This window comes from Lacticaseibacillus zeae subsp. silagei (assembly GCF_030770335.1).
Classification (GTDB): domain Bacteria; phylum Bacillota; class Bacilli; order Lactobacillales; family Lactobacillaceae; genus Lacticaseibacillus; species Lacticaseibacillus zeae.
In genome coordinates this window covers 1,290,383-1,306,227 of record NZ_CP132484.1, presented here as the reverse complement: position 1 = coordinate 1,306,227, position 15,845 = coordinate 1,290,383, and the positions used below count along the sequence as shown (strand labels likewise).

Annotated in this window: 17 protein-coding genes and 1 pseudogene; 9 read left to right on the top strand and 9 right to left on the bottom strand. The window is 48.9% G+C overall.

Annotated features, from left to right (window positions below; all coding sequences use genetic code 11):
* Nucleotide 1: 1 nt before the first annotated feature.
* The 7 genes from LACZS1_RS06235 to LACZS1_RS06205 form a co-directional block, all read right to left on the bottom strand.
* Nucleotides 2-145, bottom strand: coding sequence for an OadG family protein (locus LACZS1_RS06235; RefSeq protein WP_010491350.1), 144 nt, complete (start codon nucleotides 143-145; stop codon nucleotides 2-4).
* Nucleotides 146-199: 54 nt separating this feature from the next.
* Nucleotides 200-1,324: a sodium ion-translocating decarboxylase subunit beta gene (locus LACZS1_RS06230; protein WP_039639198.1), complete on the bottom strand. Its 1,125-nt coding sequence runs from the start codon at nucleotides 1,322-1,324 to the stop codon at nucleotides 200-202.
* A gap of 26 nt (nucleotides 1,325-1,350) precedes the next feature.
* The gene (locus LACZS1_RS06225; RefSeq protein WP_070650089.1) at nucleotides 1,351-1,758 is read right to left on the bottom strand and encodes an acetyl-CoA carboxylase biotin carboxyl carrier protein subunit; all 408 of its coding nucleotides are present in this window, start codon (nucleotides 1,756-1,758) and stop codon (nucleotides 1,351-1,353) included.
* Between the two features lie 5 nt (nucleotides 1,759-1,763).
* Nucleotides 1,764-2,093, bottom strand: coding sequence for a hypothetical protein (locus LACZS1_RS06220; protein WP_070650090.1), 330 nt, complete (start codon nucleotides 2,091-2,093; stop codon nucleotides 1,764-1,766).
* A gap of 264 nt (nucleotides 2,094-2,357) precedes the next feature.
* Nucleotides 2,358-3,707 (bottom strand): CitMHS family transporter, encoded by a 1,350-nt coding sequence (locus tag LACZS1_RS06215; RefSeq protein WP_010491356.1) that lies wholly within the window; start codon nucleotides 3,705-3,707, stop codon nucleotides 2,358-2,360.
* A 284-nt stretch (nucleotides 3,708-3,991) separates the two neighbouring features.
* A complete protein-coding gene (locus tag LACZS1_RS06210; RefSeq protein WP_070650091.1) occupies nucleotides 3,992-4,249 on the bottom strand; it encodes a hypothetical protein in 258 nt (85 codons plus the stop codon).
* A gap of 76 nt (nucleotides 4,250-4,325) precedes the next feature.
* Nucleotides 4,326-4,883: an RNA 2'-phosphotransferase gene (locus tag LACZS1_RS06205; protein WP_070650092.1), complete on the bottom strand. Its 558-nt coding sequence runs from the start codon at nucleotides 4,881-4,883 to the stop codon at nucleotides 4,326-4,328.
* A gap of 48 nt (nucleotides 4,884-4,931) precedes the next feature.
* Between LACZS1_RS06205 and LACZS1_RS06200 the strand changes: the two genes are divergently transcribed.
* From LACZS1_RS06200 to LACZS1_RS06170, 7 genes are all read left to right on the top strand, one after another.
* Complete coding sequence (locus LACZS1_RS06200; RefSeq protein ID WP_070650093.1) at nucleotides 4,932-5,438, top strand: GNAT family N-acetyltransferase; 507 nt, start codon at nucleotides 4,932-4,934, stop codon at nucleotides 5,436-5,438.
* Between the two features lie 226 nt (nucleotides 5,439-5,664).
* Nucleotides 5,665-6,006: a PadR family transcriptional regulator gene (locus LACZS1_RS06195; protein WP_070650094.1), complete on the top strand. Its 342-nt coding sequence runs from the start codon at nucleotides 5,665-5,667 to the stop codon at nucleotides 6,004-6,006.
* A 2-nt stretch (nucleotides 6,007-6,008) separates the two neighbouring features.
* On the top strand, nucleotides 6,009-6,854 hold the full coding sequence (locus LACZS1_RS06190) for a DUF1129 domain-containing protein (RefSeq protein WP_070650095.1): 846 nt from the start codon (nucleotides 6,009-6,011) through the stop codon (nucleotides 6,852-6,854).
* A gap of 122 nt (nucleotides 6,855-6,976) precedes the next feature.
* On the top strand, nucleotides 6,977-7,732 hold the full coding sequence (locus LACZS1_RS06185) for an NADPH-dependent oxidoreductase (protein WP_070650096.1): 756 nt from the start codon (nucleotides 6,977-6,979) through the stop codon (nucleotides 7,730-7,732).
* A gap of 340 nt (nucleotides 7,733-8,072) precedes the next feature.
* Nucleotides 8,073-8,990, top strand: coding sequence for an ABC transporter ATP-binding protein (locus LACZS1_RS06180; protein WP_070650097.1), 918 nt, complete (start codon nucleotides 8,073-8,075; stop codon nucleotides 8,988-8,990).
* Nucleotides 8,977-10,593 (top strand): ABC transporter permease, encoded by a 1,617-nt coding sequence (locus tag LACZS1_RS06175; protein WP_070650098.1) that lies wholly within the window; start codon nucleotides 8,977-8,979, stop codon nucleotides 10,591-10,593. The genes LACZS1_RS06180 and LACZS1_RS06175 overlap by 14 nt, the downstream gene beginning before the upstream one ends.
* Nucleotides 10,590-11,222: a TetR/AcrR family transcriptional regulator gene (locus tag LACZS1_RS06170; RefSeq protein ID WP_070650099.1), complete on the top strand. Its 633-nt coding sequence runs from the start codon at nucleotides 10,590-10,592 to the stop codon at nucleotides 11,220-11,222. Before LACZS1_RS06175 ends, LACZS1_RS06170 begins: the two co-directional genes overlap by 4 nt.
* 82 nt (nucleotides 11,223-11,304) lie before the next feature.
* Here the strand turns inward: LACZS1_RS06170 and LACZS1_RS06165 are convergent.
* A pseudogene (locus LACZS1_RS06165) lies at nucleotides 11,305-12,694 on the bottom strand (MFS transporter).
* A gap of 231 nt (nucleotides 12,695-12,925) precedes the next feature.
* Here LACZS1_RS06165 and LACZS1_RS06160 point away from each other — a divergent pair.
* On the top strand, nucleotides 12,926-13,663 hold the full coding sequence (locus tag LACZS1_RS06160) for a sulfite exporter TauE/SafE family protein (RefSeq protein WP_070650100.1): 738 nt from the start codon (nucleotides 12,926-12,928) through the stop codon (nucleotides 13,661-13,663).
* Between the two features lie 117 nt (nucleotides 13,664-13,780).
* Nucleotides 13,781-14,809, top strand: a complete 1,029-nt coding sequence (locus LACZS1_RS06155) for a helix-turn-helix domain-containing protein (RefSeq protein WP_070650101.1) — start codon at nucleotides 13,781-13,783, stop codon at nucleotides 14,807-14,809.
* 102 nt (nucleotides 14,810-14,911) lie between these two features.
* On the opposite strand, the gene LACZS1_RS06150 is transcribed toward LACZS1_RS06155, so the two are convergent.
* Nucleotides 14,912-15,766 carry an alpha/beta hydrolase gene (locus LACZS1_RS06150; RefSeq protein ID WP_070650102.1) on the bottom strand — a complete coding sequence of 285 codons (855 nt, stop codon included), beginning with the start codon at nucleotides 15,764-15,766 and terminating at the stop codon, nucleotides 14,912-14,914.
* Nucleotides 15,767-15,845: the final 79 nt, after the last annotated feature.

Here is a 15,845-nt window from a genome sequence, read left to right as displayed (position 1 = left end):
TTTATTTTGCCGCTTTTTTGGCTGGCGCAAATTTCAACAATAGTTTGGCGACGAGGTAGATGATGAACAAAACAATAAACACGCCGCCCATACCTACCAGCATCAATTCACCAGCCTGTTCAACAGCAGTCGGATCAAATTTCATAACGCAAAACCTCCCAAGGGTGTTCAGACTTCTCAACTGACAGGTGCATTGATGTTAAGCACCGAAGAATGATAGCAAGAGACCGCCGGCAATAACCGAACCGATTTGACCGGAAACATTGGCCCCAACGGCATACATCAATACAAAGTTCTGCGGATCTTCATCCGTCGCCATCTTCTGAATGACCCGGCTGGACATCGGAAAGGCCGAGATGCCGGCCGCACCGATCATCGGGTTAATCTTTTCTTTGCGGAACAGATTCAATAGCTTAGCGAAAAGAACGCCGCCGACCGAATCCATGATGAAGGCGAAAAGCCCAAACGCAATGATCATCAATGTTTGAATATTCAGGAACTGATCTGCTTGTAATTTAACCGAAATCGTCAACCCTAACAGGATCGAAACGATGTTGACCAGTTCGTTTTGCGCGGTGTTAGACAATCGATCCAACACGCCACATTCCCTAAGCAGGTTACCGAACATCAGGAACCCTACTAATGGCAGGGAAATCGGAGCAATGAAACCAGCGATGATAGTGATGATAATCGGGAACAGAATTTTGGTTGTCTTGGAAACGCCTTCTGCGCGATAAGTCATTCGAATGCGTCGTTCATGCTTCGTCGTGACTGCTTTGATTGCCATCGGTTGAATGATCGGCACCAACGCCATATACGAATACGCTGCCACCGTGATGGCGCCCAGTAAATTCGGTGCCAGTTGGTTAGAAACGAAAATGGATGTTGGGCCATCCGCCGCCCCGATGATCCCGATTGAGGCTGCTTCTTTAATATTGAAACCGAAGAAAACAGCAACGAAGACAGTAGCAAAAATACCAAATTGAGCAGCCGCCCCGAAAAGTAACATAAATGGATTTTGTAACAACGGGCCAAAATCAATCATGGCGCCGATCCCAATGAAAATCAGTAATGGGAAAAGTTCAGTGTTGATGCCGGCTTTGAACAGGACATCCAATACCCCTTCCGTCTTAGTACCGCCAACGACCTGGGTCAAAACACCGGTTCCCGGGAAGTTCACCAAAATGGCGCCCAGTCCCATCGGAACCAATAATGTTGGTTCGTATTCTTTCTTAATACCCAGATACATCAAGAGCGCACCGATCAGCATCATCGCAATTTGGCCTAGCGTAATGGTCGTGATTCCGTGAATGAGCGCTTCCATACCTTCACTTCCCTCCTCTTTATTTGTTAAATAATGCTGATCAATCCATCACCAGAATTTACATTTTGATTCAGCGTTGCGATGATCTCGCCAACTGTACCGGCTTTGGGTGCCACAATTTCGTTTTCCATTTTCATGGCTTCGAGAATCATCAGTGGTTGATTTTCGGTGACAGCATCACCGGCTTTAACCAGAATCTTAGTGACAGTACCGGGCATTGGTGCCGTGACGACTTCACCCTCACCACTCGGCGCAGCCGGAGCAGCAGGTGCCGGCGCTGGTTCAGGCGTTGGTGCTGCTGGTGCCGGTGCACTTGGCGCAGCCGGAGCCGCCGTTGCTGCTGGTGCGGCCGTTGCTGCTGGCGTACCGCCGATTTCTTCCATTTCGACCAGATAGGTTTTACCATCGATCGTGATCTTGAATTTTCTCAACATCTTTTTCAGTCCACCTTTTTCTTAATTGACTTGACCACATAATGCCCATGACCATCACCCGCCGCAATCGCGCTGGCAATCAAGCCAACCCGTTTGGCCTCGGGATTTTCAACATACAAATGTTTAAGCACAAGTTTGGCATCAGGCGCCGTGTCCGCAGTAACCGCGGCAGCGATTAAGCTGGCAGTCAGTTCATTCGCCGGATCAACTTCCAGATAATTGGGTACTTCTTCCCATTCATCCGCCTGAGCTGCTTCATCAGCATTCACCGATTTAACCGGCGTCGATTCAATTAGCGTTTGCGGTTGTTTACGCCGATGCAACCATTTAAACATCTTTACACCCCCTAAGCGTGAGCCGATGCGGGTAGAAGCCGGAGTGTAAGCGGCCTTGGGCGTGATGGTCGGGCTTTGACCATTGCGACCAAGGTCCTTACATGCAGGCTTCTGCACCAGCAAACGCGTTAATGTAAGCTTGAACCAACGTTGTTAAATGCCGAACCAATCGTTATCGTCATGCATTTTCTGGTTCTCATCAACCTTATAATACGGGGAAAAGCCAATCACGATTGGCTTTTCGGTGTCTTTTTGAATTGGTGCTTACTTTTGTGGTAGATAGAATGGTACGTGGCCGAAGAGCATAACGGTGACCACGAAGATGGCGAAAACGCCTAATGCGTATTTACCAGCTTCACGTTGCCACTTACCCATGTCCAACCCGGTGAGCCGGAGCAGTAGGTAAATAAAGGCAACTAACGGTGAAAGCAAGTGGAATGCTTGTCCCATTAATGATGCTAAAGCCATCTGCATATTGGTAAAGCCATAGGCGCGTCCTGCAGTTGCCAGCACCGGCATAACGCCGAAGTAGAAGCCGTCGTTACTCAAGAAGAAGGTCCCTGGTGCAGAAATCAGCGCAATAACCAATCCCCAGAACCCAGCCATGGAACTTGGAATAATCGCGGTGAAACTCTTGGCAAGTGCTTCGGCCATCCCGGTTCCCTGGAATAAGCCCATGAAGACCCCGGCAGCAAAGACCAGAATAACAACTTGCACGGCATCGCCGCCGTTAGCACCGATTCGCTTGCTTTGGTCGCCTAACTTAGGATAGTTAGCCATCAATGCAATACAGGTACCAACCAAGAAGAGCAACAGCGGTGGCATTGCAATCGCCTTGATAAAGGAACTTGCCACCAACCAGGCAATAAGCACAATGGTCAGAATGCCATTAAAAGCAAACATATTTGGACGGCGAATTTCGGAAACTTCAGGATCAACCACTGACGTCATCTCATCGATTTCTTCATCGGTTAATTCCCGAACACCCAAGCGTTTCCGTTCCGCGCGGCCCATGTGTGGCGCAACGTAGAAAACAACATAAGCCAAGGCCAGAATCATACCTGGCAATAAATACGTCAAAATATCGGCATCAACCTTCAAAACGGCCATGGCCCGAGCGGTTGGCCCGCCCCAAGGCAACAGGTTCATGATGGTATTTTGCAAAATAATCAAAACACCGAGATTCATCATATTCATGTTGAGCTTCTTATAAATCGGAATAAATGCTGAGCAGCAGATCAAAGTCGTTGTGGTGCCATCCCCGTTAAGTGAAACTGCCATCGCAACAATCGCGGTTGCCATCAGCACTTTCATCGGGTCGCCTTTTGCGATCTTGATCATCCGGGCTGTAATCGGATCGAACAGACCGGCGTCGAGCATAATGGAAAAATACAGAATAGCGAATAAGAGCATGATCCCTGTGTTAGCGGTCGTTGTCAGACCCTTCAACACGAAATCGCCGATCGTCCCTTTCTTCGCCACGCCTGCTACCATCGCAATAATTGCAAACAGCAGCGGGATCATCACTAAAGAAGTGAATGGTGAGAGCTTCTTGGTCATGATGACGTACATGAAAACAATAATCATGGCGTAAGCAATGACGGTGAGTAACATAGTCCCAACCTCTTTTCATAAGTTTTTGTCGCTATCCACATGATACGTGATTTCTGTCACGAAAAGGCCGATTTTGCTTCTTTAGAACACCAAAAGAACAATTGTACGGTTAAGGGGAATCTAAATTTTCCAAGAAAAAGAAAACGCCTTCATTGGCTTAAAATTCGGTTTTAAGTCAATGGAGGCATATTTTAATGATACGATGGGAACAATTGTAAAAGAACGTTTTTCAATTGATACTTACTTCACAATTGACTAATACAGAAGCGTTTTTCTGTGTTAGTCTACCAATCCTGAAAACGCTCATCTTCCAACTTTTTCAACAGTTGGTGAAAGTTTTCCCGTGACGGAGCGTGGTCCAATGTTTCTTGCTGCAACTCATTAAACCGCTCTGCTAAGTAATAAGCAGTGAGATAAAGCGTCAGTTTTCGTTTCACAATAGCTTCCGGATCTTTGTCGTCCGGTACTTGGTGTGACCCCACAACAAGCTTGGCGAACTGTTTCGGATTTAACCGTAAATCATCAGGTGCATCAGCCTTCATGATAGAACCTCCTTTTTTAAGTATGCCTAATACTAACATAAAAAAACGAACGTTTCCGGCTAAAAGCAGGCGTTCGTCACGATGTTGGGGATGATGTTCGGGTTAAAAATGCCGGAGGAACTGCGTGCACCAACCAAACCTGACTCCCTGTCGGATAAAAAACCTCACCGGTATCTGCTGCCTTTTGCGCGGCCACGCGATAAATAACCGGATGGCGGTCATGCCGCACACCAACCTGCCACGCCATTTTAAGATTTTCGGAAAGATGGACAAAATCGCGATCCATTGGTTTAAGCCCTTCAACATCAATCAAAACGGCTGCTTGATGTGACGTGCCATGATATAACCAGATCGGCGGACGTCGCGTCGGCATTAACGGCAAGACCGGGACACTATGGCCGTATACCGCTCTGATGGTGCTTCCCTCAATCGCAAACCGCTGCTTGTCGCTTTGTGTCATAATGTCATCAAGCACTTGGCGATCAAGATGCATCTGGTAATGTGCATTGAATCGCCTAAGCAACGTTTCCAAATCTGTGCGGCCATAGCGATCCAGTGTGACACCGATTTTTTCCGGATGGTGCCGCAAGATCAGGCTTAATGTTTTACTGATTCTGACGAGTCGCTTATCCATTGATGACCACCTCGTTTTTCAAATTGACATAGCAAAGAAGGCATAACATTGAAACTGCATTTTTCCACGGCGAACTTAACCGATCTTGACGCCATTATGCGAATCGAACGGGCGGGCTTCACACCCCAGGAAGCTGCCAGTCGTTCCAGCATGGCAGCCCGCATCATTCATTATCCTGACACGTTTATTGTAGCGCGGACTGGCCAAACAATTGCGGGTTATATTGTTGGCCCAGCCACTTCACAGTCAACCATTACCGACGATTTGTTCGTTAGCAGCCAGCCTAACTCGGCAGCTGCACCGTATATTGCGATTCTGAGTCTCGCGGTTGCGCCTGATCTGCAACATCACGGCATTGGCCGCCAGCTCTTAGCCAAAATGACCGACGTTGCGCGCAAGCAAAAGCGCATCGCCATTACCTTAACCTGTCTCCAGCGCCTCATCCCTTTTTATGAGCACGCCGGCTTCCACAATGACGGACAGGCAGCCTCCACTCATGCCGGCGAAGTTTGGTTTAACATGACAAAAACTGTGGGGCCGATGAGTGAGTCGTGAGGTAAAAGGGACCGGTAATTTAATTCTGATCGCCGATTTTGTTACGCCCATTTTTCACTTTAAAAGTGGTGTTTTAAGTTCCATTAACATAGAACAATGCCCTTCTCTCAAATTAAAATATGGAAACCATAGCCGGCCATTGTCACCGGCTATTTTGCTTTACACACTAGCCGTTTCGGTTTAAACTACTAGTGTGTAAAGCATATTAGGCGAAGGGAAGATTCTGATGGCGAGAGACGACAACAGCCAGATGCTAAAAGGCATTTTACAAGGGTGCCTGCTCATCTTGCTCGCGCGCAAAGAACAATACGGTTATGCCATCAGCGAATCGCTTAATCTTTTTGGCTTCGAGAATGTGCCTAAGGGGACGATTTATCCGCTATTGATGACGATGGAAAAGAAGGGTCTCCTGACGAGTCACATGCGCCCATCGCCGGACGGACCAAGTCGCAAGTATTATACGATCACAGCAGATGGCGAAAAGGCTAGGCAAACATTCATCTTGCAGTGGCATGATCTCAAAAGTCACGTTGATCAAATTATTGCGAACCAACCCAGGAGGGATTAGCCATGAACAAGCGCAAGGAAGCTGTCAATAAAATAGCAGCTGAGAACAATCAATTACGTAAACAACTGACAAAAGCCAACCGCGATTACTACGAAGATTTGCTGGTTTACATGCGGGGCAAAAACTTGTTCCGGGATGATTATCAATTAGAAGAAAGTTTGCTAGGTATTCTCCAGGACCTCATTGATGCCCAAAATGATGGAACGGACGCAATGACTTATTTTGGTCATGACCCCAAACAGACGGCAACTGAATTACTAAAGACAATCCCGCCGCGTATCGGTAATTTTATCTGGTTTAACTTAAAATTGGCAGCAATGATGATGTTTATTTTGTGGCTGCCGCGTCTGACCTATCCAAACATAACCTTCGATGCCGGAAATTTGTTGCTGGCTTCCGGCATCGCGATTGTCAGTGTGTGGAGTGCACTTTGGTACGTCGGCAGCCACACTTTTGCCAAACCGTCCCGTCTTCAACTAACGGCAATTATTATTCTCGGTGTGATACTGTTTGGCATCATGGTCAGCGTTTTGCTGTTTTTCAAAACCAGCTGGCAAATTCGCCTTTCTCCCCATACTTCGTTCACCGTCATTATTTTAGGGTTGATCATTGCGGCAATTTTGCCGTTTATCCATCACCTCACTGAACTTGAGCGCCCCATTTACTACTTCAGCTTGTTTATACTCATTCTCGGTTTGCTTGTTTATTTCCGAGCCACACGTTCCTTCTTCAGAACCAAGATCGACTTTGGCCAATGGCAATGGTTGTTTTATGTTGCCGTGATCCTCTTGGGAATCGGCATCGGCGTGTTAATCTGGTGGCTGGGAGAACGACGGCATCGTCATTAAAAAGCCTGTCGTCACCACAAAATCCTTGACGGTAAGTTATCTTTTCTAACTAAAAGTACACCCCTACCGAAACATTCCGCTACAATAGATGGCATACGCTTTGATTGAAGGAGTGACTTTTTTTGATTCAAAACGAAACCATTCGTCGTCAGCTCCATCACCGCTCCATTCGGCGGTTTAAACCTGAGCACCTCAGCCATCAGACGATTCAGACGCTGCTGGATGTTGCCCAGCACACCGCAAGTTCGATGTATTTACAGCTTTTTTCAGTCATCCATATTCTTGATCCGAAAATTCGGGCCAAAATTGCGGCGATGAGTACGCAAACTTACCTGAACGGCCCGGGCGAACTGTTTATTTTCATTGCGGACTTGCACCGCGTCGCCGACTTGACCAAGGCGGCACAGCAACCCCTTGATCGACTCGGCCGGATGGATAAGTTCTTGCAGGCAAATGCCGATGCCACCTTGGCGCTGCAAAACATGGTTGTGGCAGCCGAAAGTCTCGGCTTAGGCACCGTCACATTAGGCAGTATTCAAAACGACGCGCAAGCCTTGATCGATTTACTGAATTTGCCTATGTACACGTTTCCGTTATTAGGACTCGCAATCGGGTTTCCGGATGAGCATCCTGAAGAAAAGCCGCGTATGCCTGAATCACTGGTCGCGTTCACGAATCACTATGGCGAACCGGCACCGGCTACTGAGGCAATGGCCGATTACAATCGTACGGTGCATGATTACTATGCCACCCGTCACGGCAACCCGCGCGAAGAAACCTACACCGATCTGGCAGTCAGCGCAGCCACGCACACGCCAGCCAAACGTGATGACCTATTCAAGTTGATGCGGCGTCAGGGCTTCTTCCCGGAAAGTTGAAAATTGCTTTTTGCATTCAAATTTTAAAAATCCGCATAACCCAACTGCCCCGCTGACTGCTTGATGAAATGATCAGGCAGTCGGCTTTTTTGTTACGATTTTAAAAGACGCCGGTTCCGTGATTTGAAGGCTTCCATCTTTCATGATTGATTCAGCATGATGTCCCGCGCCACAGCCTAAAAAATTCATTGACTCATCAGTCAATTCACTATTGACCTGCCAGTCAATGGCAACTATACTTCAGGCGAAAAGGTTATTACACAACGACTTCACAGCGGATCTGCCTTTTCACGCAGAATGCCAGCATCTTTTAAAAAGATCGCATTCATAGGAGGCTACCATGGCAACCAATGTCATCGAATTAGACCACGTTCAAAAAAAGTTCGGCAAGTTTGAGGCGTTAAAGAATGTCAGCTTCACGTTGAGTACGGGACAAGTCCTCGGCTTTTTAGGGCCTAATGGTGCGGGCAAGTCGACGACGATTCGCATCATTTTAGGCATGTTAAAGAAAACTGCCGGCAGTGTCACCGTATTTGGTCACGATGTCTGGCGTGATGATGCCGTCATTCATCCCCGGATCGCTTACATTCCCGGCGATGTTTATTTATGGCCGAATCTGTCCGGCGGCGAAATTATCGATTTGCTGCTTAGGCTAAACGGCCGCGACCATAATCAGAAAACCGATGACTTAATGCAGCGATTCAAATTTGATCCAACCAAAAAAGCGCGAACTTACTCCAAAGGCAATCGGCAAAAAGTCGCGCTGATTGCTGCTTTGTCGCAAGATGCGGACCTGTATATTTTTGATGAACCAACTTCCGGCCTTGACCCACTTAATGAGCAGACTTTTCAACAGGAAGTTCTTAAGCTCAAGCAGGCAGGCAAAAGTGTTTTGCTATCGAGTCATATTTTGTCAGAAGTGGAGCGGATGTGCGATTCGATCGTGATTATCCGTGACGGCAGTGTGATTGAAAGTGGCAATCTAGACCAGATGCAGCATTTAGCGCGGCTAAAAGTCGAAGTCACGACAACAACTGCGAATGATGATTTAGCTCAGGTTGCTGGGGTTCACGATCTGACATTTGCAGCGGCTGACCACACCAAAGCGGTTTTTACCGCCGATCGCAGTGAGTTGAGTCGCATTATGGAGACCTTAGCCACCGATTCAATCCTGGACTTGCGGGTTTCGCCGCCAACGTTAGAGGATCTCTTTATGCGCTATTACGGAAAGCCGGGTGAGTCACATGCGGCGGAATAATCGGTGTGCTGGCTATCTTTTAAAAGCCAACCTCAAACAAAATCTCAAATTTTCGGTTGTCTGGCTAGTGATTCTCATCATGATGATCCTCAGTGGTGCCGTGAAATTAGAAGCTGCCTTCGTCAACGGGGCTTCCGGTTCAAAAGATATTGTCAAAATGCTGCAGGCACCGGGGATGGCCGCCATGTTTGGCGCAACGCCTAAGGTTAGCACTTACAACGCCGCCATCATTTTTGCCGGCGTGATGGTCGTTTTCATGATTATCCTACAGGCCTTATGGATCATGCCGTTGATGATTCGCGACACCCGTGGACAAGAAGAAAGTGGCTTGCTGGAAATGGTCCGGGCGCGCGATGTCGGGCGCACGGCGGATATTACCGCCGCCATTTGGGAGCTGCTACTGGTCAGTTTTGTGATGGCGGCCGCCTACTTCGCCTCGCTGATCGCTGTCAACATGGACGGGACCGACATGACCGGCGATTTGTTGTTCGCCATTGCCATGCTAATCGCCAATCTGGTTTTCGGCAGCCTGGCTTTGCTGTTCGCCCAACTAGCCAACAATACCCGCACCGCCAGCATGTTAAGCTATATGATCTTGGCCGCCGCTTATCTCATTCGCCTCGTCACTGATCTGAACCACCAGCAACTGACCTGGCTTTCTCCGATCGGCTGGTTTGAAAAGGTCGATTTTTACACGAAAAATCAGCTCGCGCCCTTGTTTCTTGGGCTTGCCTGCAGCATCCTGCTTTGTGGTGCCGCCATGGCCATTGCGCAAAGTCGCGATCTCGGCGCTGGTGTGCTGGCAGAAGGAAACGGTCGCGCCACCGCAGCGCCATGGTTACGATCGATGCCGGCTTTGATCTGGCGCACCGAACGTGGTCTATTGTCCGGTTGGTTAATTGGCGCGGTTATTTTCGGCGGCGTCATGGGCAGTGTTCTTGGCGGCGTTGGCGATATTCTTAAAACCAACCCGATTTATCGCCAGCTCTTAGACGTTAAGCAAATTCATGCCGCCAATCAAACCATGGTGCTTTCGTTTCTGGCGATGTATATGGCGATTTTTGTCGCTTTGGCCGTCACCGCGGGGGTTCAGATTGCTTTTCGCCTTAAACACGACGACCGGCTGGGCTATCTCGGTATCATTCACGCGGAAAAGCCCACGCGGATTACGATCAGTACCAGTTACAACTGCTGGGCCTTACTCGTTGGTGTTTTAGTGCTTTCTGTCGGACTACTTGCTTTATTTTTGACCGGCAATGCGGTGCTGAGCCAGCCGCTGCCGGTAAAATATCTCGGTCGACTCTTCATCGGCGGTCTGCCTGCCGTCTTGGCATTTATCGCGTTAGGCATTGCGTTGGCCGGTTTATGGCCAAAACTCAGTAGTCTCTTTTGGCTTTATATGGGTGCCGGGCTGATCGTGCAGGTCTTTCACGGGTTGTTTTCACTGCCCAAGCATGCAGGTGATTTCACGCCCTTTGGCTGGATCGCTGATGTTCCGGTCAAAGCTTTGGGTCAGTCATGGCTTGTCATCATGCTTGTCAGTGCCGTGATTCTCTTCATCATCGGCGTTGCCGGATATCGTCGACAGGATCTGAGCATATGAAAAAAGTCGTCACTGACCCGCAAAAAGTAACCCGAATTTTACAAGCAGCAACTGACGCCTTCGGACAATTAGGCTTTGTCAAAACCAAAACCGATCAAATTGCTGCAACTGCCGGCGTCTCAAAAGGCTTGATTTTCCATTATTTTGGCAATAAACAAGCCTTATACCTCGACACCTTTAAAACCGCTTATCAGCGAATCTATGCCCATATGGATCCGTATCAATGGCAAGACGCCCCGGGGTTAGCCGCTATGATGTCAGCGGCGGTGAAATACGAGATGAAATTGCAATTGGCCTTTCCTGCCGAGTATCGCCTCATGATGCAGGCTTACGCAGATTTGCCGCATTTTCCCCAACCATTGCAACACCAAATCCAACAGGAAACCCAAGCTATATCGGTGGAAGCCAATCGGATTTTTCGTAAAAAAATCGAACAATTACCCCGTCGGCAAGGGATTTCCGTTGATGACATTTTCAGTGTGGTTTCTGCCCTCATCGCCCAACAAACCGCGGTCACAACACAGCTAATCGCCACTGGCAAGTACCGCAACTTTGAAGACCTGAAGGCGGTGGTTGATCAAATGAATCGACAGTTAAAGATCGTCGAGCATGGCTTTTTACCAGACTAACTAGTTATTTAATGAAAAAAGGACTCGGACAAAGGCCTCGCTTGAGATTGAGGTAAGTTGCCTGAGTCTTTTTGAGCTGTCATCACGCTTTTGCTTTCGTCAGCTTAAACAAGCGCGCGTAAAAGCCGAAGTTGACCAAGCCGATCAGGAGCAGTAGCGCAAAGGCTAATTGACTGCCAATGCCGACATTTTGGGCGTGAGTCAGGCCAGGCACCGTGACCGCGGTCATCATCCCGGCCAGGACGGTGGTGCCGATCGAGCCGGTGACTTGCTGGCCGGTGCTGTATAAAGCGTTGGCGTCGCTTTGATACTGGTGGGCCATGACCTTCAATCCATAAGCCGTACTGTTGCCAAATGCCATTGACCGACCGATGGCGAAGATCAAATACAGGATCGTCACGCCTAACACGCCGATATGGCGACCCCAAATCGTAAAGCCCAGCATGCCAACCGTAAACAGGCTGTTACCCAACAAAAGCGGCAATCGCCCGCCAAAATGATCCAGCATCCAGCCATACACCGGCTGTCCCAGGCCATTAAACACACTGCCAGGCAGTAAAATCAGCCCGCCGACAAACGCACTGGCGCCATCCACGGTTTGCACGTAATTTGGCAGCAGAAAATTAATCCCCACATTGGAAAACTGCATCAAAATATACGGCAAAAAGCTGTATAAAAAGCCACCGTCATGAAAAACATCCAGCTTAAACAGCGCCTTGGCATGATGCTTGGACAACCATGGCCACGAGCACGATGGCACCGGCCACACCCGCAATGAACCAGGTATGCTCGCTGATGCCGTTTAAAGCGAGCGTCAAACTAATCAACGCAACCCCCAGCGCCGCAAACCGCAGCCAATCAAACGCAAACGCAGAAGTCGGTGTATATTGCTTAATGCGCCCTTGCCCCATTATGAGCAGCAAGGTCGCAAACGGCAAGGTGCTCCAAAAAATCATCCGCCAATCAAAAAAGTTGGCAATGGCTCCACCAAAAGTCGGTCCCAAGGCTGGCCCGATCAGAATGATGAGGTTCGCAATGCCCATGTATGTACCCAATTTACTGGTGGGTACTGTGTCCAAAATAATGTTCACCATCAATGGCCCACACAAGCCGACACAGCCTGCCTGAACCAACCGCCCAAGCAATAACACCCAGAACACCGGGGCTAATGCACACATCAGGTCGCCGATGATGAATAGCAGCGCTGCAGTAATGAAAAGCTGGCGATTGGTAAAGCGGCGTTTCATGTAAGCAGAGCTAAGCATCACGAGTGCTGCCGCCAATAAATACCCTGATGTCACCCACTGCACCGTTGTCAAAGAAACATGAAAGTCATGCATTAACGTCGGAAACGTGACATTCATGGATGTTTCTGTTAAAACCCCGAAAAAAGACATAAGCGCCACAATGGTGATCACAAATAAAGCATGACGCGTGTTCTTTTCCTTTTGCTCGATGGTTGTTTTTGCCATGGTCGGCCTCCCTTTATCTTCCATGATAAGCCGGGCCATTTTCAGTAACAATATTGAAATTTAAATAATTGCGTGAAAACCAGGTTTTGGGCTAGCACTTTTTCTGAAAGTCAGCGCAAAAGTGCGCTAATATGGAATCAATTAATAAAAATTATTTTATCAAGCATGTTTAGCGAAACATGCTGTGCGGATATCCGGCAATCACCGGGAATCCCACTTGGAGGAAATCTCATGACAATCGTTTTGATTCTCCTCGGCTTCTTGGTCGGGGCTTTTATTATGACAATGGGTGGCGGCGGTGGCGCTTTCTACCTCGGCATTATGACCGGCGTCGCGCATTTGTCGCCAAGTACAGCTGCGGCAACCTCACTTTTTACCGCTATTCCGGCACTGGCGGTGGGCTGTTATAGTCACTATCGCACTGGCAATATGCGGTTTCACGCTGGCAACAGGATTCTGCTCACCGCCGTTCCCGCCACAATTGTCGGCAGTTTGGCAGCGCCTTATATTCCTGAACTAATTTATTCATGGGCCATTGCGATTATTTTTGTCGTGCTCGGCGTGCAGATGCTGCGGCAATCGTTTGCCCGTCACCCCAAAAAGACCGGCCAGCCCACTTGGTTTGCCTATGTGCTGGGCATCATTAGCGGCCTAATGGTGGGTATTGCCGGCTTAAGTGGTGGCGGACCGATTATGGCCGGATTGATGTTGATGGGTTTGGATATGCCCCACGCAGCCGCCACTTCCTCTTATGCGTTGGTTGCCCTCTCCATCATCGGCTGTCTGTTGCACGCCACCCAAGGCACGATCGCCTGGACAGTCGGCGGCTTGCTGATGCTGGGATCACTGGTCGGTGCCGCCATTACCCCGCGCATCCTCAACCGCTTCGACCCGCGGTTACTCACCGCCATCTTGCGTCCGGTTCTCGGTGTTTTGCTGATCGTGATGGCCGTGAATCAGGTGTTGTAGCCGACTTAACCAGCAGTTAAAAAATTTGCAGCAGACTTGAAAACGCCTCCATTGTTTTTACTGATGCCTCTCTGCATAATGAAACTAAAGAACAAATAAAAATGAGGGGTGAACATCATGCAACTGAGCCAAATTATCCGCAACAAGCGGCTAGCTGCCGGTTTAACGCAGGAAGAACTCGCGCAAAAAGTAGGCGTCTCCGCTCCTGCTGTCAGCAAATGGGAAAAAGGCACATCTTATCCTGACATTACCTTATTACCTGTGTTGGCGCGTAACCTCGGCACGGACATCAACAAATTACTGGACTTTTCTTCTGACTTAGATCCAGCAGCCCTTCAAGATTTTTTTACCAAGCTGACCATGACAGCACAAAAAGATGGTTGGCAAGCCGCCGTTGCGCTGGTTGATCAGGAGTTGCGCGACTATCCATCAGTTTCACAACTACAGATGATGGCGGCGCCTTTTCTGGACACGCTGAAGCCTCAGATTCCAAAAGACGACTGGCCTCCGGTACAACAGCGGATCATTCAGTTGTACAAGGCGGGTGAGCAGAGCTCGGATTTGCCACAGGCACAATTTGCCGCACTGGGCCTGTTTAATTTTTATCTCAGCGAAGAGCAATTCGACGCGGCTGAAAAGCAGCTTGCTGCGTTACCTAGCGAAACGGTGACTGCTTGGGCGTTAAAGCCTAAATTGCAGTTAAAACGTGGTCAGCTGACTGAGGCCTATGTTGAAGGCGAGAAACTTTTGGGGAGTGATTATGGCGCTCTAGGACAAGTGCTCGACTTGCTAACTCAAGTAGCCATCGCTGACCACCAGCTGGCAACCGCCGAGGAATATGTGAAGGTCGCCAAAGCATTGGACCAAGCGATTCACATGAACAGTCCATTCGTTATTGATACCGAATTGCAAATCGCCAAGGCAACCAAGGATGCCAAACGGGTAGTGGCGGTCATCCGGCAATTCGCTGACAATTTGGATCAACCATTTCCAAAGGTTTTCCAGCATCTGCCCCAACCAAAACCGCGGGAATCGCCAGCTGCGGCACGCAAGCAATTCGTCCAGACCACTGTGCTTGATCCTGACTTGGCATTTCTGAAAGATACGCCTGAATATAACGAATTGCTTAAGCAGTACGCCGATTAGCTGGCCTTATCTAAATTTTGTAACAAACAAATCATATGCAACCAAAAAGGCATTGCCTCACGCAGATTGTGGGCAATGCCTTTTTAACGTTTTAATCCTTAATCAGTTCGTAATCTTACCCGTACTCAAAAACTCATACAGATACCGGTTGACCAACAGATTATGCTCATGCAGCTTACTGTGTTGCGCCTTGCTGTTGGTAATTTCGCGTTCGGTATAGCTTTTGGCTCGACCTGCCACGATATACCGCAATGAACGGGCAGAGTTGACGGGGACACGGCCATCGGATTCCTTGCCCAGATTGCCAAACAGATTTAAAACCGCAGCTGTCTTAGGAAAATACTGCCGATTTTCGTACATCGGCTTGTAGCGGTCAGACATCACACTGGGGCGGCCATCGCTCGCCAACTTGATGTCTTGTCCGCTGTTCATCCCCGGCATTCCGGGAAAACCGTTGAACGGACCGGCGATCGTGATGAGCCGTTGCAACGTTGGTTCGCCTTTTTTGCCTTTGGTGACTGCCCAATCGGCCCAAGCCGCGGAACCGGCAGAATGGCCAACAGCATTAAAGTCTTGAATGCCGTAACGTTTTTTCAACTGCTTAAGAATCTTGGTCAGCGTGGTCGCATCTGGCCGCCCGCTGCTGAACACAACAGCGATCAGTGGATGACGAACGCTCGGCGACCACGAACCGCTCACACTGAGCTGACCGGTATTCGTCACGGTGTAACGCAAAACCTGACGATAACCGGGATGCTTGCTAAGGTCGTTGATCATATCTTTTTCCGAGCCATAACCACCACCAAAACCGTGAACAAACAATGTCGGTGTTTGATATGTCCCGGCAACGCGTTTGGTCGAAGGCGCCTCGCCGCGGTTCACCCACCACCACGCACCGCCACTCACAACCAGAAAGATGCCGATGATGAGCATCACTTTGCCCCATTTTTTCGTCATCCTGCGCCTCACTTTCTCGTGCTGCTTCTTGCCTTGCATTGTACCACGCAGCAGCAATTTTGGAACTTAGAAGCCACTC

Coding starts and splice junctions, on each gene's coding strand:
- LACZS1_RS06235 (WP_010491350.1), bottom strand. CDS start 145: ATGAAATTTGATCCGACTGCTGTTGAACAGGCTGGTGAATTGATGCTG.
- LACZS1_RS06230 (WP_039639198.1), bottom strand. CDS start 1,324: ATGGAAGCGCTCATTCACGGAATCACGACCATTACGCTAGGCCAAATT.
- LACZS1_RS06225 (WP_070650089.1), bottom strand. CDS start 1,758: ATGTTGAGAAAATTCAAGATCACGATCGATGGTAAAACCTATCTGGTC.
- LACZS1_RS06220 (WP_070650090.1), bottom strand. CDS start 2,093: ATGTTTAAATGGTTGCATCGGCGTAAACAACCGCAAACGCTAATTGAA.
- LACZS1_RS06215 (WP_010491356.1), bottom strand. CDS start 3,707: ATGTTACTCACCGTCATTGCTTACGCCATGATTATTGTTTTCATGTAC.
- LACZS1_RS06210 (WP_070650091.1), bottom strand. CDS start 4,249: ATGAAGGCTGATGCACCTGATGATTTACGGTTAAATCCGAAACAGTTC.
- LACZS1_RS06205 (WP_070650092.1), bottom strand. CDS start 4,883: ATGGATAAGCGACTCGTCAGAATCAGTAAAACATTAAGCCTGATCTTG.
- LACZS1_RS06195 (WP_070650094.1), top strand. CDS start 5,665: ATGGCGAGAGACGACAACAGCCAGATGCTAAAAGGCATTTTACAAGGG.
- LACZS1_RS06190 (WP_070650095.1), top strand. CDS start 6,009: ATGAACAAGCGCAAGGAAGCTGTCAATAAAATAGCAGCTGAGAACAAT.
- LACZS1_RS06180 (WP_070650097.1), top strand. CDS start 8,073: ATGGCAACCAATGTCATCGAATTAGACCACGTTCAAAAAAAGTTCGGC.
- LACZS1_RS06175 (WP_070650098.1), top strand. CDS start 8,977: ATGCGGCGGAATAATCGGTGTGCTGGCTATCTTTTAAAAGCCAACCTC.
- LACZS1_RS06170 (WP_070650099.1), top strand. CDS start 10,590: ATGAAAAAAGTCGTCACTGACCCGCAAAAAGTAACCCGAATTTTACAA.
- LACZS1_RS06160 (WP_070650100.1), top strand. CDS start 12,926: ATGACAATCGTTTTGATTCTCCTCGGCTTCTTGGTCGGGGCTTTTATT.
- LACZS1_RS06155 (WP_070650101.1), top strand. CDS start 13,781: ATGCAACTGAGCCAAATTATCCGCAACAAGCGGCTAGCTGCCGGTTTA.
- LACZS1_RS06150 (WP_070650102.1), bottom strand. CDS start 15,766: ATGACGAAAAAATGGGGCAAAGTGATGCTCATCATCGGCATCTTTCTG.